Annotated in this window: 10 protein-coding genes; 6 read left to right on the top strand and 4 right to left on the bottom strand. The window is 59.8% G+C overall.

Annotated elements, in window-relative coordinates; genetic code table 11:
- Positions 1-12 precede the first annotated feature (12 nt).
- The 3 genes from gltB (at position 13) to hemE (ending at position 7,182) form a co-directional block, all read left to right on the top strand.
- Positions 13-4,461, top strand: coding sequence for a glutamate synthase large subunit (gene gltB, locus ASC85_RS06800; RefSeq protein WP_057448746.1), 4,449 nt, complete (start codon positions 13-15; stop codon positions 4,459-4,461).
- A gap of 33 nt (positions 4,462-4,494) precedes the next feature.
- Entirely contained in the window at positions 4,495-5,913 is a 1,419-nt protein-coding gene (locus ASC85_RS06795; RefSeq protein WP_039592434.1) for an FAD-dependent oxidoreductase, read from the top strand.
- Between the two features lie 201 nt (positions 5,914-6,114).
- Positions 6,115-7,182: a uroporphyrinogen decarboxylase gene (hemE, locus tag ASC85_RS06790; RefSeq protein ID WP_057448745.1), complete on the top strand. Its 1,068-nt coding sequence runs from the start codon at positions 6,115-6,117 to the stop codon at positions 7,180-7,182.
- Between the two features lie 137 nt (positions 7,183-7,319).
- On the opposite strand, the gene ASC85_RS06785 is transcribed toward hemE, so the two are convergent.
- Complete coding sequence (locus ASC85_RS06785) at positions 7,320-8,576, bottom strand: MFS transporter (protein ID WP_430458913.1); 1,257 nt, start codon at positions 8,574-8,576, stop codon at positions 7,320-7,322.
- 140 nt (positions 8,577-8,716) lie between these two features.
- On the opposite strand from ASC85_RS06785, the gene ASC85_RS06780 reads away from it, so the two are divergent.
- The gene (locus ASC85_RS06780; RefSeq protein WP_057448743.1) at positions 8,717-9,607 is read left to right on the top strand and encodes a LysR family transcriptional regulator; all 891 of its coding nucleotides are present in this window, start codon (positions 8,717-8,719) and stop codon (positions 9,605-9,607) included.
- 373 nt (positions 9,608-9,980) lie between these two features.
- Here the strand turns inward: ASC85_RS06780 and ASC85_RS06775 are convergent, their stop codons facing one another.
- Entirely contained in the window at positions 9,981-14,027 is a 4,047-nt protein-coding gene (locus tag ASC85_RS06775) for a dermonecrotic toxin domain-containing protein (protein WP_057448742.1), read from the bottom strand.
- A 133-nt stretch (positions 14,028-14,160) separates the two neighbouring features.
- Entirely contained in the window at positions 14,161-15,132 is a 972-nt protein-coding gene (locus ASC85_RS06770) for an alpha/beta fold hydrolase (RefSeq protein WP_236712332.1), read from the bottom strand.
- Between the two features lie 322 nt (positions 15,133-15,454).
- Between ASC85_RS06770 and ASC85_RS06765 the strand changes: the two genes are divergently transcribed.
- Both ASC85_RS06765 and ASC85_RS06760 read left to right on the top strand, forming a co-directional pair.
- Complete coding sequence (locus tag ASC85_RS06765) at positions 15,455-15,988, top strand: PAAR domain-containing protein (protein ID WP_057448740.1); 534 nt, start codon at positions 15,455-15,457, stop codon at positions 15,986-15,988.
- Positions 15,985-16,305, top strand: coding sequence for a PAAR domain-containing protein (locus ASC85_RS06760; RefSeq protein WP_057448739.1), 321 nt, complete (start codon positions 15,985-15,987; stop codon positions 16,303-16,305). The genes ASC85_RS06765 and ASC85_RS06760 overlap by 4 nt, the downstream gene beginning before the upstream one ends.
- A gap of 169 nt (positions 16,306-16,474) precedes the next feature.
- On the opposite strand, the gene ASC85_RS06755 is transcribed toward ASC85_RS06760, so the two are convergent.
- Positions 16,475-16,921: a hypothetical protein gene (locus ASC85_RS06755; protein ID WP_057448738.1), complete on the bottom strand. Its 447-nt coding sequence runs from the start codon at positions 16,919-16,921 to the stop codon at positions 16,475-16,477.
- Positions 16,922-16,958 lie beyond the last annotated feature (37 nt).

Genomic DNA, 16,958 nt, shown 5'->3' with positions numbered 1-16,958 from the left:
GAGAAAGTGTCTATGAAAGCAGGTCTGTACCAACCAGATGAATTCAAGGATAACTGCGGTTTCGGCCTGATAGCTCATATGCAGGGCGAGCCCAGCCACACCCTTTTGCAAACGGCCATTGAGGCCCTGACCTGCATGACCCACCGTGGTGGGATCAACGCCGACGGCAAGACCGGCGACGGTTGTGGCTTGCTGATTCAAAAACCCGACGAGTTCCTGCGTGCCATTGCCCAGGAAACGTTTGGCGTGACCCTGCCTAAGCAGTACGCCGTGGGCATGGTGTTCTTCAACCAGGATCCGGTGAAGGCCCAAGCGGCTCGCGAGAACATGAATCGCGAGATCCTGGCCGCCGGCCTGCAACTGGTCGGCTGGCGCAAAGTGCCGATCGACACCAGCGTCCTCGGCCGCCTGGCGCTTGAGCGCCTGCCGCAGATCGAACAGGTGTTCATCGCCGGCGAAGGCCTGAGCGACCAGGACATGTCGATCAAGCTGTTCAGCTCCCGTCGTCGTTCGTCCGTGGCCAATGCCGCCGACACCGATCACTACATCTGCAGCTTTTCCCACAAGACCATCATCTACAAAGGCCTGATGATGCCGGCGGACCTCACCGCCTTCTATCCGGACCTGAGCGATGAGCGCCTGAAAACCGCGATCTGCGTGTTCCACCAGCGCTTCTCCACCAACACCCTGCCGAAATGGCCGCTGGCCCAGCCATTCCGCTTCCTCGCCCACAACGGCGAGATCAACACCATCACCGGCAACCGCAACTGGGCCGTGGCCCGTCGCACCAAGTTCGCCAACGACCTGATGCCCGACCTCGAAGAACTCGGCCCGCTGGTCAACCGCGTGGGCTCGGACTCCTCGAGCATGGACAACATGCTGGAACTGATGGTGACCGGTGGTATCGACCTGTTCCGTGGCGTGCGCATGCTCGTGCCGCCAGCATGGCAGAACGTCGAGACCATGGACCCGGACCTGCGCGCCTTCTACGAATACAACTCCATGCACATGGAGCCGTGGGATGGCCCGGCCGGTATCGTCATGACCGACGGTCGCTACGCCGTATGCCTGCTGGACCGTAACGGCCTGCGTCCGGCGCGTTGGGTCACCACCACCAACGGGTTCATCACCCTGGCGTCGGAAATCGGCGTCTGGAACTATCAGCCTGAAGACGTCATCGCCAAGGGCCGCGTAGGCCCGGGCCAGATCTTTGCCGTGGACACCGAGACCGGCCAGATCCTCGACACCGACGCCATCGACAACCGCCTCAAGTCCCGTCATCCGTACAAGCAATGGTTGCGCAAGAATGCCCTGCGCATCCAGGCGACCATGGAAGACAACGACCACGGCTCGGCGTTCTACGACGTCGACCAGCTCAAGCAGTACATGAAGATGTACCAGGTGACGTTCGAAGAGCGTGACCAGGTGCTGCGTCCGCTGGGCGAGCAGGGCTACGAAGCGGTCGGTTCCATGGGTGACGACACGCCGATGGCCGTGCTGTCCCAGCGCGTGCGCACGCCGTACGACTATTTCCGCCAGCAGTTCGCCCAGGTGACCAACCCGCCGATCGACCCGCTGCGCGAAGCGATCGTGATGTCCCTGGAAATCTGCCTCGGTGCCGAGCGCAACATTTTCCAGGAGTCGCCGGAGCACGCCTCGCGCGTGATCCTCAGCTCGCCGGTCATTTCCCCGGCCAAGTGGCGCTCGTTGACCAACCTCGACCGTCCGGGCTTTGCGCGTCAGGTCATCGACCTGAACTACGACGAAAGCGTCGGCCTGGAAGCGGCGATCCGCAACGTTGCCGATCAGGCTGAAGAAGCCGCGCGCGCCGGTCGTACCCAGATCGTGCTGAGCGACCGTCATATTGCGCCGGGCAAGCTGCCGATCCATGCCTCGCTGGCCACCGGCGCGGTGCACCATCGCCTGACCGAAAAAGGCCTGCGCTGCGACTCCAACATCCTGGTAGAGACCGCCACCGCCCGCGATCCGCATCACTTCGCGGTGCTGATCGGTTTCGGTGCCTCGGCGGTGTATCCGTTCCTGGCCTATGAAGTGTTGGGCGACCTGATCCGTACCGGTGAAGTGCTGGGCGACCTCTATGAGGTGTTCAAGAACTACCGCAAGGGCATCACCAAGGGCCTGCTCAAGATCCTGTCGAAGATGGGTATCTCGACCATCGCCTCGTACCGTGGCGCGCAACTGTTCGAGGCCATCGGCCTGTCCGAAGAAGTCTGCGAGCTGAGCTTCCGTGGCGTGCCGAGCCGCATCAAGGGTGCGCGTTTCGTCGACATCGAAGCCGAACAGAAAGCCCTGGCGGCCGAAGCCTGGAGCCCGCGCAAGCCGATCCAGCAAGGCGGCCTTTTGAAGTTCGTCCATGGTGGCGAGTACCACGCCTACAACCCGGACGTGGTCAGCACCTTGCAAGCCGCCGTGCAGCAGGGCGACTACAGCAAGTTCAAGGAATACACCTCGCTGGTGGACAACCGTCCGGTGTCGATGATTCGCGACCTGCTCAAGGTCAAGACCCTCGACACGCCGCTGGACATCAGTGAAATAGAGCCGCTGGAATCGGTGCTCAAGCGCTTCGATTCGGCCGGTATTTCCCTGGGCGCCTTGTCCCCGGAAGCCCACGAAGCCCTGGCCGAAGCCATGAACCGCCTCGGTGCGCGTTCCAACTCCGGCGAAGGCGGCGAAGACCCGGCGCGCTACGGCACCATCAAGAGTTCGAAAATCAAGCAGGTGGCGACCGGCCGCTTCGGTGTGACACCGGAATACCTGGTCAACGCTGAAGTGCTGCAGATCAAGGTTGCCCAGGGCGCCAAGCCCGGCGAAGGCGGCCAGTTGCCTGGCGGCAAGGTCAACGGCCTGATCGCCAAGCTGCGCTACGCGGTACCTGGCGTGACCCTGATCTCGCCACCGCCGCACCACGACATCTACTCGATCGAAGACTTGTCGCAACTGATCTTCGACCTCAAGCAGGTGAACCCCAAGGCGCTGGTCTCGGTGAAACTGGTGGCGGAAGCGGGCGTTGGCACCATCGCGGCCGGCGTGGCCAAGGCCTATGCCGACCTGATCACCATCTCCGGCTACGACGGCGGCACCGGCGCATCGCCGCTGACTTCGATCAAGTACGCTGGCGCGCCGTGGGAATTGGGGCTGGCTGAAACCCACCAGACCCTGCGCGGCAACGATTTGCGCGGCAAGGTCCGGGTGCAGACCGACGGTGGCCTGAAAACCGGCCTGGACGTGATCAAGGCCGCGATTCTCGGCGCCGAGAGCTTCGGCTTCGGCACCGCGCCAATGATCGCCCTGGGCTGCAAATACCTGCGCATCTGCCACCTGAACAACTGCGCCACCGGCGTGGCGACCCAGAACGACAAGCTGCGCAAGGACCACTACATCGGTACCGTCGACATGGTGGTGAACTTCTTCACCTACGTGGCCGAAGAGACCCGTGAGTGGCTGGCGAAGCTGGGCGTGCGCTCGCTTGAAGAGCTGATCGGCCGTACCGATCTGCTGGAAGTGATCGAAGGCCAGACCGCCAAGCAGCAGCACCTGGACCTGACCCCGTTGCTGGGCAGCGATCTCATTCCGGCAGACAAGCCACAGTTCTGCCAGGTCGACCGCAACCCGCCGTTCGACAAGGGTGAGCTGGCCGAGAAGATGGTCGACATGGCCGCTGCGGCGATCAACGACCTGAGCGGTGCCGAGTTCGACCTGGATATCTGCAACTGCGACCGTTCCATCGGCGCACGGATCTCCGGTGAAATCGCGCGCAAGCACGGCAACCAGGGCATGGCCAAGGCGCCGGTGACCTTCCGCTTCAAGGGCACCGCAGGCCAGAGCTTCGGCGTCTGGAACGCCGGTGGCCTGAACATGTACCTGGAAGGCGATGCCAACGACTACGTGGGCAAGGGCATGACCGGCGGCAAGCTGGTCATCGTTCCGCCCAAGGGCAGCGTCTACAAAACCCAGGACAGTGCCATCATCGGCAACACCTGCCTCTACGGCGCCACGGGCGGCAAGCTGTTCGCCGCCGGCACCGCAGGCGAGCGTTTTGCCGTGCGTAACTCCGGGGCCCACACTGTGGTGGAAGGCACCGGTGATCACTGCTGCGAGTACATGACCGGTGGTTTTGTCTGCGTGCTGGGCAAGACCGGTTATAACTTCGGCTCTGGCATGACCGGCGGTTTCGCCTACGTGCTCGACCAGGACAACACCTTCGTTGACCGGGTCAACCACGAACTGGTGGAAATCCAGCGGATCAGCGGCGAGGCGATGGAAGCCTATCGCAGCCACTTGCAAAACGTGCTGAACGAGTACGTCGCGGAAACCGACAGCGAGTGGGGTCGTGAACTCGCCGAGAACCTCGATGACTACTTGCGCCGTTTCTGGCTGGTCAAGCCCAAGGCTGCCAACCTGAAATCGTTGCTTTCCAGCACTCGTGCCAACCCGCAGTGATATGCGCCTGAAGAGTTTGATGAGGTTTTAACAATGGCTGAACGTCTGAATAACGACTTCCAGTTCATCGATGTCGGGCGCAAGGATCCGAAGAAGAAACTGTTGCGTCAACGCAAGAAAGAGTTCGTGGAAATCTACGAACCTTTCAAACCCCAGCAGTCGGCCGACCAGGCCCACCGCTGCCTGGGCTGCGGTAACCCGTATTGCGAGTGGAAGTGCCCGGTGCACAACTTCATTCCCAACTGGCTGAAACTGGTGGCCGAGGGCAACATCCTCCAGGCCGCCGAGCTGTCCCACCAGACCAACACCCTGCCGGAAGTCTGCGGCCGGGTGTGCCCGCAGGATCGCCTGTGCGAAGGTGCCTGCACCCTCAACGACGGTTTTGGCGCGGTGACCATCGGTTCGGTGGAGAAGTACATCACCGACACTGCGTTCGCCATGGGCTGGCGTCCGGACATGTCCAAGGTCAAGCCGACCGGCAAGCGCGTGGCGATCATCGGTGCCGGCCCGGCGGGCCTGGGCTGTGCCGATGTGCTGGTGCGTGGTGGCGTGACCCCGGTGGTGTTCGACAAGAACCCGGAAATCGGCGGTCTGCTGACCTTCGGCATTCCCGAGTTCAAGCTGGAAAAGACTGTGCTGAGCAATCGTCGCGAAGTCTTTACCGGCATGGGCATCGAGTTCCGCTTGAACACCGAGGTGGGCAAGGACGTGACCATGGAGCAACTGCTCGAAGAGTACGATGCGGTATTCATGGGCATGGGCACCTACACCTACATGAAGGGCGGCTTTGCCGGTGAGGACCTGCCAGGCGTCTACGACGCGCTCGACTTCCTGATCGCCAACGTCAACCGCAACCTGGGCTTTGAAAAGTCGCCGGAAGATTTCGTCGACATGAAAGGCAAGAAAGTCGTGGTGCTTGGCGGTGGCGACACGGCGATGGACTGCAACCGCACCTCGATTCGCCAAGGCGCCAAGTCAGTGACTTGTGCCTACCGTCGTGACGAAGCCAACATGCCCGGTTCGCGCAAAGAGGTGAAGAACGCCAAGGAAGAAGGCGTGAAGTTCCTCTACAACCGCCAGCCGATCGCCATTGTCGGTGAAGACAAGGTCGAAGGCGTGAAGGTGGTCGAGACCCGTCTCGGCGAACCGGACGCCCGTGGCCGTCGCAGCCCCGAGCCGATTCCCGGTTCCGAAGAGATCATCCCGGCTGACGCCGTGGTCATCGCCTTCGGCTTCCGCCCAAGCCCGGCGCCGTGGTTCGAGCAGTTCAGCATCCAGACTGACAGCCAGGGCCGCGTCGTGGCCCCGGAACAGGGCCAGTACAAGCACCAGACCAGCAACCCGAAGATCTTTGCCGGTGGCGACATGGTCCGCGGTTCCGACCTGGTGGTGACGGCGATCTTCGAAGGCCGCAATGCGGCGGAAGGGATCCTGGATTATCTGGGGGTCTGAAGACCCCAGCTACAAGCTACAAGCTACAAGCTACAAGCTACAAGCTACAAGTTGAAAGCAGATGCACTTGTGGCTTGCAGCTCATAGCTTGTGGCTGCTGTTATGCGACAAATTGCCCCGATAGATAAAAGGCACGGCTCTTGCCGTGCCTTTTGCCTCGCGCTCTGAGAAAATGCCCGCACTTTTTTTCCGGATGCCGACATGACTGCCCTGAAGAACGACCGTTTCCTTCGCGCCCTGCTCAAGCAACCCGTAGACGTCACCCCGGTGTGGATGATGCGCCAGGCTGGTCGCTACCTGCCGGAGTACCGCGCCAGCCGCGCCAAGGCCGGTGACTTCATGAGCCTGTGCATGAACCCGCAGTTCGCCTGCGAAGTGACGATGCAGCCGCTGGATCGGTATCCGCAGTTGGACGCGGCCATCCTGTTCTCCGACATCCTGACCATTCCCGATGCCATGGGCCAAGGCCTGTACTTCGAGACCGGCGAAGGCCCGCGCTTCAAGAAAGTCATCAGCACCCTGGCCGACATCGAGGCCCTGCCGATTCCCGATCCGCAGAAAGACCTGGGCTACGTCATGGACGCGGTCAGCACCATTCGCCGTGAACTCAACGGTCGCGTGCCGCTGATCGGTTTCTCCGGCAGCCCTTGGACCCTGGCCACGTACATGGTCGAAGGCGGTTCGTCGAAGGACTTCCGCAAGACCAAGGCGATGCTCTACGACAACCCGCAGGCCATGCACCTGTTGCTGGACAAGCTGGCCCAGTCGGTCACGTCCTATCTTAACGGCCAGATCCTGGCCGGTGCGCAAGCGGTACAGATCTTCGATACCTGGGGTGGCAACCTGTCGGCGGCGGCGTACCAGGAGTTCTCCCTGGCCTACATGCGCAAGATCGTCAGCGGCCTGATCCGCGAGCACGAGGGGCGCAAAGTCCCGGTGATCCTGTTCACCAAGAACGGCGGCCTGTGGCTGGAAAGCATCGCCGATGCTGGCGCCGACGCCTTGGGCCTGGATTGGACCTGCGACATTGGCAACGCTCGCGAGCGCGTTGGTAACAAGGTCGCCCTGCAAGGCAACATGGACCCGACCGTGCTCTACGCCAAGCCTGAAGCCATTCGTGCTGAAGTCGGGCGCATCCTGGCCAGCTACGGCAGCGGCAGCGGCCATGTGTTCAACCTCGGCCATGGCATTACCCCGGAAGTCGACCCCGAACACGCCGGGGCCTTCCTGCGGGCGGTGCATGAGTTGTCGGCGCAATATCACGTCTGATTGCAACCTTGTCACCCAGCCTGTCCGGACCCCTGCCGGACAGGCTTTTTATTATCCGCTCGTTTCCGGCGCCTGCACCCGCCAGCGGGAGCAAAGTGCCCCCTCTGCCGCTGGTTTTGACGGAGACCGCGTTCGATCTAAACCTGCACATTCCCCGGCAGCAATGGCAATTTCGCCAGCTTCACCGCTACCCACAAAGCGACCACCAGCAAAGCGCCGATGAACAAGCCGACACCGTTCCACCCGCCCAGGTGCCAGGCCACGCCGCCTGCCGTACCCGCAACGCTGGATCCGGCGTAATAGCTGAACAGATAAAGTGACGAAGCCTGGCCCTTGGCCTTGAGGGCGCGGCGGCCGATCCAACTGCTGGCGACCGAGTGGGCGCCGAAGAAACCGAAGGTGAACACCAGCATGCCCAGCACGACCAGCCACAGCGGGGTGGCCATGGTCAGCGCGAGGCCGGCCAGCATCAGCGCGATGGTCGCCCAGAGCATTTTGCGCCGGCCGAGTCTGTCCGCCAGTGCACCGACTTTTGCCGAGCTGTAGATGCCCGACAGGTACACCACCGACAGCAACCCGACAAAGGCCTGGTCCAAGTGATAAGGCTCGGCCAGCAGGCGGTAGCCGATGTAGTTGAACAGGGTCACGAACGCGCCCATCAACACGAAGGCTTCAAGAAACAGCAGCGGCAAGCCGGCGTCGCGAAAGTGCATGGTGAAGCCATCCAGCAGGCTGCGCGGGTGTAGCGAACGGGGACGGAAGTTACGTGACTCGGGGAGGATTCTCCAGAACACCGCTGCCGCGATCAGCGCCAGACCGCCAATCACCAGCATCGCCGTGTGCCAACTGACAAAGTCGATCAAGACCCCGGTGATCAGGCGCCCGCACATGCCGCCGATGGCGTTGCCGGCGATGTACAGCCCCATCGCCAGGCCGATGTGCTTGGGATGAATTTCCTCGCTCAAGTAAGTCATCGCAACGGCTGCCAACCCACTCAACGACAGCCCCACCAAGGCGCGCAGCAGCAATACACCCTGCCAGGTCGGCATCATGGCGCTGGCAATCGTACACACCGAGGCGGCGAACAACGCCGCGACCATCACCGGTTTGCGCCCGATGCGGTCGGAAATCGGGCCGGTGATCAACAGGCCGATGGCGAGCAGGCCGGTCGCCACTGACAGGATCAGGCTGCTCTGCGCCGCGTTGATGGAAAATTCCTTGGACAACAGCGGCATCATCGGTTGCACGCAATACAGCAGGGCAAAGGTCGCAAAGCCACCACAAAACAGGGCCAGCACCGTGCGCATGAACATCGGCGTGCCCTTCTCGATATAGATGTCCTTGAGTTCGGCGACGACATCATCCTGCACACGCGGCGGGATTTCATGGGTCAGTGGAGCGACAGCAGTTTTCACGGTGGACCTCGCAAGGGCACGATCAGGCAGGCAATGAAAAAAGCATATAGCCGGCTAATGATTCTATCCAATATATTGTTCGACCTGTTTAAGACGTTTTGCGACCTATTGGATTGCCCATGGAATTGCGACACCTGCGTTACTTCATCGCCGTTGCCGAAGAACTGCATTTCGGCCGTGCCGCTCTGGCCCTGGGCATCTCCCAGCCGCCCTTGAGCCAGCAGATCCAGGCGTTGGAACAGGAGATTGGCGCGCGGCTGTTCGAGCGTACCAATCGTCGGGTCGAATTGAGCGAGGCCGGGCGGTTGTTCCTTGAAGAAGCGCGACGGGTATTAGTCCAGGTCGACAAAGCCGCCGACGTCGCCCGCCGCGCCCAACTGGGGGAATTGGGCGAGCTGAAAATCGGCTTCACCTCCTCGGCGCCGTTCAATTCCACGATTCCCCAGGCGATTTTTTCATTCCGACAACGCTTCCCGGCGGTGTATCTGAACCTGCGGGAAATGAGCAGTACCCAAGTGGCCGACGCACTGGTGGACGAAGAGATCGAGGTGGGCATCATGCGACCGTTGCCATTGCCCGACTCCCTGGCGGAAATCGAGCTCAGCCGCGAACCGCTGGTAGCCGTACTCAGTGCCAAACATCCCCTGGCCCAGGGCAATGAAGACGGCCTGTTCCTCTCGGCCTTGGCCCAGGAACCATTCGTGTTCTTCCCCCGCAGCTACGGCAGCGGTCTCTATGCCCAACTCCTGAACCTGGCCCGCGACGCCGGCTTCAGCCCGCACTTCGCCCAGGAAGCCGGCGAAGCCATGACCATCATCGGTTTGGTGGCGGCGGGGCTGGGTGTTTCGGTACTACCGGCGTCTTACCAGCGCATGCGTATCGATGGGGTGATCTATCGACCGTTGCTCGATCCGGCGGCGGTGTCGGCGGTGTGGCTGGTACAGCGCAAGGACCAGCGTTCGCCGATGGCGAAGGCGTTTGTGGCGTTGTTGACTGGCAGTACCGAGTAGCGGGTTAAGCGAAAAAACGCCTGTGGGAGCGGGCTTGATCGCGAAAGCAGAGTGTCAGTCACCACAGATGCTGGATGTGCCGACGCCATCGCGAGCAGGCTCGCTCCCACCCTTGATCGTCGGTGGTCGCAGAACCTTCACTCACCGCAAAACGCCTGTGGGAGCGAGCTTGCTCGCGAAAGCAGAGTGTCAGTCACCACAGATGCTGGATGTGCCGACGCCATCGCGAGCAAGCCCGCACCACCCTTGATCGTCGGTGGTCGCAGAATCTTCAGTCACCGCAAATCCCTTGTGGGAGCGAGCCTGCTCGCGATAGCGGTGCATCAGCCACCAAAGATGTTGGATGTGCCTACGCCTTCTGGGGTTCTCTGTTTCAATCCCCCCAGACGGTCGCCGGTTTGTTTACGTGATAATTATAAAAACCCTGGAGTGTCCACGTATCGCCCTGGCGTTCGAACGCGGCGCGCCACAAGCCCCGGCCACCTCCTGGAACCAGTCGAGCCATGTCGTACCAGTAATACTGATTGATTTTCTTCGTCGTCACCCTGCCAGCACGAATGTCATCCATGATTTCCACCACTTTCGCCCTGGCTGTTTCAGGGAAGTTATCGTAGGACATTTGCGTGTCCGCCAGTGGGCTGGTATCGACCGTGAACTTGTCGGCCGCAGGCGAGGGAACCGCTGAAGTAGGTGGCGTGGTTGGAGGTCGGGTGCCCGTCACTCTATTTGTCCGGGCCTGTGTCACGACCTCGATGTCGAACGCATCATAGCGGGATAAGTTTCGGGTGAATTTTGTAATCTCCTCTTCGGTAACAACCATCATCCTGCGTTGCGACTTGCCTTTGTTGGCGATGATGTAAGGGATTTCATGTTGCCTGATTTCTGTCAGTAGCCCGAGTCTGTTTCTGCGGCGCATTTCCGTACTGAAGGCATTGATGAATTTTATTTTGTATTCGTCTTGGCGTTCGGGGGCGTTGACGTATCTTCTCCTGGCGGCCTCTACATCCGGGCCGCTCCCTGGGAACAGCGGCTCCAGCTCGTCGAGGAGTTTGGCTTGTGCGACCTCCAATATTTCGGTGTGGGTGTCTGCAATATTACGGACGGCGTCTCGCTTTTTTCCTCGTTCGGGGGTGATCGCTAGAAATACCGCCCCGGTCACGTTATCTGGCAGTATGGTGATGGCCGTATTGAACTCGCCTCGGTGATTGAACAGCTTTGGTCCAAGTATTTCTATCTTGTCGAATATCAGTATTTGTTGGGCGGCTGTAAGGTTGAAGCCATCGCCTCTTGATTCGATGACTTTGGTTGCAGTATCGACGTGCATCCATATGTTGATTTTATGCTTCAAGTTTGCGTGGGGAATTACCTGCGTTTGATAGAGGGAGGTTATTTGTGCGCGATAAGAATCCAAGTCTCGCATGCCAACATCCTCCATGCTCTCATGGAGTATTCGTACAACCAGCTCATCAGGCATTGAATCAACAAGATTCCTTACGGTGTTGACCAATTCAACGGAAGGCCTGCGTTGGTCCGCCAAAGCACCTTCCAGCAATATGTTGCATCGCTTCTGTTGCAGGGTCTCTGGAGACCGGCCGATCAGGCTCTGTAATGCCCCGCCACCCAACAACCGGTTTTGCGCTTCAACCTGCCACCCGCCATTTCTCCAGGTCACCGTCCGCTGGTTCGTACGGTTGTTAGGCGCGTAGATAATCCGTTCGCCTCCCTGAATCGCCGATTTGTAGAAGTACTTTCCTATGGTCAGATAACCCTGCCCGCTGGTGTCCCTGTACCGATTGCGGCCTTCGGGAATCAACCCCTTGCTGTCAAAGCCCCTGAGGTGAAAAGGCTCCAACTCCGGATCTGGCATGCGGGGTAGGGACGACAGCGCCGGGCGTGCCTGATGACGCCTTGCGCGGGCCATGATCAGATCCTGCCCGGCTTCGGCGATGACCTCACCCAGTCCGCTGATAAAGTCACGTGTCCACTGGCTGAAGTGACCGCCTTCGACATCGATTGCCGCCACCGCCGCCCCTGCGGCCATCGTCGGCAGGATCGCGCGTCCCAGTATTCCGCCCAGCCGGCCCGCAGGCGCCATCGACATCGCCCCGGTCAACAGCATGACGCCGTTTCTGCGCCCCTCCCGCGCGGCTGCGCTGTCGCGTTCAGCGTTGGTCACCGTCAACATGTCCGCGGTTTTCATCGCGTGGGTTATTTGCGTTTCATATAGTGCTTGGAGCAAGTTCCCTCCAACCACGGGCGAGGAAATTTTCGTCGCAAAGTCGTTCTGTGCCCTGGCCCTCGCCCAGACGAAGGCCGACTGTGTGACTTTTCTTATCTTCTCCTCGAACGTCAGCTTTTCCGAGGCCGGCACCATGCTGGCAAGCTGTACAGCCTGCTCCAGCAGCGGCAACTGCGAAATGAGCCAGCGGGTCATTTGTGGCGTGGCAGTGAGCGTCTGCGCCAAGGTGCTTTCCAACGTCCGGCCGCTGGCTGCATCCACGTCCCTGAACACCTTGCCGTCCGGTGCCCCCGGCGTGTACAGCGTCAGCGACGGGCGGCTCGACACAGTCTTCACTCCAAACGCCAGTATCGACTTCAGCACGCTGTTGCCCCACTGCAGTTGACGGACCACCACGTCGTGCCCGTTGACCTTGGCGCGCCGATCCGGTGTCGGACTGTCCAACGCTGCCAGCACCAGGTTCAGCCCGATACTGTCCTTGTCGTGCCTCAGGTCGCCCGAGATATGGGCGGTCCACGCCTGGGCCCGTATCTGTTGCGCCTTCAGGGCCATCCATTGCGCCTGTGATTTGCGGGCGGCGAGCTGCACATCGGCCGCCAGCCGGGTGCCGATGTCTGCCCGCTCGATGGTCTCTACAATCTGCGCAAAGCTCAGCGGCCCGACGACGCCAGGCTGAGCGGTGTTGCGTTCGTCCTGGGTCAGGTTGGACATCGCCCACTCGGTCATGGAACGGCGGTCATCCATGACCCCTCTCACGCCACCTTGCGAAACTCCGGACCCGAACGGCGACGTGCCCGTTGGTGCATGCGGGTCAGTCAGTTGTTTTCTGATACTCAGCGACACATCCTCAGGGTCGGCTGGCGGGTATTTCTCCCCGATGAAGCCGGCGAGCAGGCGGCGGGCCCGCTCCCGAAGTGCCTGCGCGGTGGCCAGCGTCACCGGGTCCGCAGGGGGCGGTGTATCGACCAGGTTGCTGTGCAGGGCCTGCGCCGCCCGCCACCATGCCAGGCGGTCATCACCGGTGATGTGCGGGAGGTCGTGCAGCCAGTCATTCAAGTTCTTCAGGTTCAGCCGCAGCTCGCGCTCGTCCATGGCGCCCGCCAGGTCCAGCTTATCGCCGATGTCCGCCGCTGCATCCAGCCTGCTCACCCAGGCGGCGATTTCCTCTTCCTCGGTCGGGCCGTTCAACAAGGTATTGCTCACGGCCGCTTTCTGCACCGCCCGCAAATCGCTGACCAAATGAACAAGGAAATTCCCCGGGATTGGCGCGGTTTCCAACCGGTCCTCAACGTTATCGTCCTCCATCAGGCTGGCCTTCAGTTCCGTCAGGCTGCCATGCACCTCCAGCGGATGACCCGGACGGTACAGCACGGCGTCCGCCGAATGATCGGTATGGTCGGGCCGTGTCAGCACGACGGCACCCGGCACCGGCAGGCTGAATCCCCAACCTTTGAGAGTGAGGCTCAGGCCGAAAACCCCGGGTCTGGTGGCCTGCGCCGCCAGATGGTCTGTCACTGCCTTGTGCATTGCCTGGCTCAGCGTTGTATCCAGCAAATGAAGATCCGCTTGTACCTGCAGTTGCGTGCCCAGTTCTTCCGCCAGCCAGTCACCGACGTTGCGGCCCCGGGTGAAGTCGGCCGGTTTATTCCAGAAGTCGTCCAGGACCCGCGCCAGCAGCCGTTCATAAGACGCTGGCGTGGTATTGAGCAGACGTTTGATTTCTTCCTTTGCTTCACGACTGTTCAGGGCGCTGGGTACTTGGGTGATGTTGTCTTTCGTCACGACAACCTCGAGTTTGTCGATCTCGAGGAAAAACTCACGGGTATTCATCTGACCGGCTACGGCGCGCCAGAAAAGGGTCTCGAGGAAAACGATGTCCTTCACTGTCCGCCGGGACATCGGCCCGTTGGGGACGCGTTCCGATGGGGGGATAGGCTCCTCTTGCAGCGTGCACACCGACAACGTTTCGACGGCCATGTTGCCCGCAGCGGGGAAGGTTCTTTTAAACCAGTAGTCCAGATGCTGCCTCGTGGCCGTCGAGGGCCAGGGAACGGCACTGTTCAAGCGGATCATGTGCTGCTGCGAGGTCGTGAGCCGGCGTATCAGTGGGGTGCTGGCGTCAGTGGTGTTGTCGGTCTGCGGCGGGTTGAAAGACGGTATGGAGGCGGTATCTTCCTGCATGTGCTCTTCCTGAGGGTTTTTCGGAAGAGCAACCTATTAAAGGCAGGCGACGATGGGGTGGTAGATAGATACCGCACCTATAAAAGGAAGGCGCTGTACGAGCGCCTGTGACAAAGCGAATTTGACTGACTGTTTATTGTGCAAGAAAGGTCAGGATCGCGTCGCGGGTAGCCTGCGCTTGTTCTTCCAGTACCCAATGTCCGGTATTGACCAGTATTAATGAGTGCGGTTGCGTAGCAATGTGCAAGGCCTGCTCGGCCAAGGTTTTACCTCTCGAATTGTCGCCGCCGATGGTGAGCAGCGGAACCGTCAACTTATTCTGGGCAAACGCCAGGTTGTCATTCACATCATGCTCTACCCAGGCCGAATAAAGCTTGAATGCCGCCTCCATGCGCCCAGGTTGGGAGTAGTCCTCCACCAGCGCCTGGCGCACCTCTTCACGTACCGTACCGTTGCCCGCGAATACAAAATTATCAAAAAACATGTCCAGGTAGGTTTTCTCCTGCCTCTGGATCATGGACAGGGCCGTTTTACCAAAAAAGCGAAAGTGCCATTTACTTGCCACGCCCGCTTCAATATTGCCGTTGTAAGCGGTTTCCCATCCAGGGATGCCAGGAATGAATCCATCCATCAAGACGATATGTTTGGTTTCATCCGGGTAAAGCGCGCCGTAGGCATAGGCAATGATTAAACCCATGTCGTGGCCAATAATATCGACCTGCTTGATGTTCAGGAGGGTTACCAGTTCGTGTAAATCATGCGCCATGTTTTTTTTGTCATAGCCACTTGTTGAAATATCAGTTTCGCCAGCACCGCGATAATCAGGAACGATCGGCGTAAAACCAGCACGCACCAATGGTTCCATCAACGCCTCCCAGCTGCGCCAGCTTCCCGGAAACCCATGCACCAGCAAAACCGGGTGTTCGCCATTACCGCTCATAAGATAGTGAAGGCGAATGCCATTCACGTGCGCATAGGCGCGGGTAAATAGCACACCGTCCACAACAATGCCGCCTTGCTCCACGGAGGGCGATGAGGAGTGGCGTTGAGAAGACACGGCCGTGACGCCTGACCAAGCGATCGTGTTCATCAGTTTTTTATCCATTTTTGAAGCCGGGTTTAAACATCTGAAAATGGAAAGACGCTTTTTAAGTGGTTAAAGCCTGAAGGGGGCCGGAACCCCACCGATACTGTCGAAGATGACAGTTCCGACAAACGGTAAAACAGGATTGGACTGTCAGACTCCTCTTGGCTGTAGGAAAGCGCGCATTTTCTTTTCCGAAATTTCCTGTTCGCTCCTAATACCGTGCTGCTGGGATTGCGACTTGCTAGCCCTGCAACGTCTTATTCATTGCTCCGAAATTCGTCCGGCTTAGCGTTCAGTCCAAAGGCCAACGGATAACGTCCCTTGAACAGGAGCCTTAGTCATGAATGAACCCTTGCTGTCCCCATACACCAACGAAGTCTCTGCTGAATACCTCCGCCATTTGGACGACTTGTACTTGGAGCAACGGCAACTCGACGGTTACAGCGAAGAAGTCGTGGCATGGATTAATCGACAAAAGGCGCACGTCCAGGCTCATCCTCCCATCGCTATTTACCGAGTGGCCACCGAGGGCAGCCAGACGCGTAACGGCGGAACGATCCAGCAAGTGTCATCGTCGTTGACGTTCACCTTGGATAATGGCTGGAAGGTACGTGCCGCGCAGAAAGGCGATGAGGTGGTGTATGCCGATGGCAGCACGGCACGGATCATCACTGGCGCTGGGAAAAATAATAGCAATATTGCATTGGTGGGCAGTCGCCTGAGCAATGGCGACGAGATCATTAATACGCTTCAGAGGCGTTTCATGATTATCGTGCGTGAAGGTGTGCCGATGGCAGAGGATTTTTTGCCTGCTCTCAGGCTGGCGGATGTTCATCGCCTGCACTCGAATGCGATGAAGGAGAACATCCAATGAACGAGGGTTACTTCATCGGTCAGGGTGACAAGACCACGTGCGGTGGGAAAGTGCTGGAGGGCGATGGCAAGGTGAACATGTTTGGCCTGCAGCATACCCGCGAAGGTGACCGCGTCTCTTGTGGAAAGGACGGGAACACCTATCAGATCAGGGGCGGTATCGGGCACATGGTCAGCCATGGCAGGCATATGGCTGGCACCCTGGATAGCCACAGTACCTGCCCCTGCAAAGCGCGACTGATCCCCTCGGTATTCTGGGTCACCTACAAAAATGCAGACCCCGCACCGCAAGCCAGCCGAGTCGCTCAACTGGCTTAACGTCCCTGTAGGAGCTGCCGAAGGCTCGGGCCGCGTTCGGACGATCTTTTGATCTTTCGCTTGGGACTCAAGTGTCTGGGGAAGGATCGCAGCCTCGTTGCACTCGACAGCTCCTACACAGCTCCTACACATCGCCTACACCCCAGCGGGGAATTCAAAAGGTGCTTTTTTATTGCACCTTCGCCAAATCCCCTTTCAACGCGACGCCGGCCATGATCGCGCCGGCGTGGCATTCGTAGGTGGTGGAGTCCTTGCGCTCGTTGCGCTTGTAGAAGCTGACGATATTGGTGACGGCGTTGGCACCGGCGTTCTTGGCCGCCTCGTGCAGGCTGATCAGGGCTGATTGCAGGACCCATTCGCAGGCTACTTCATCGGATTTGTTGAAGGCGTTGGTTTTCTTGTTGGTCACCGCCCCAGGGCTGACCACGGTGACGTTGCCGGCCGGTTTGTTGCCGGCCAGGTAGAACTTCACGCTGCCGTCGATCTTGCCGGTGCGGATGGCTTCTGCGACGACTTTGTCGAACGGCAGGAACAGCGCGGTATCACGGGCCTGGCTGAGGCTTGGCAGGGTGCTGAGCAACAGGGCGGCGGTCACAGCGATTTTCTTCAACGACATCATGGTCTCCTTGACGAGGGGTAACGGGTTTTGAATC

It is taken from the genome of Pseudomonas sp. Root401 (genome assembly GCF_001425105.1).
GTDB lineage: Bacteria > Pseudomonadota > Gammaproteobacteria > Pseudomonadales > Pseudomonadaceae > Aquipseudomonas > Aquipseudomonas brassicacearum.
The sequence above is the reverse complement of the archived record's forward strand: the minus strand, read 5'-3'. Positions and strand labels throughout refer to the sequence as shown.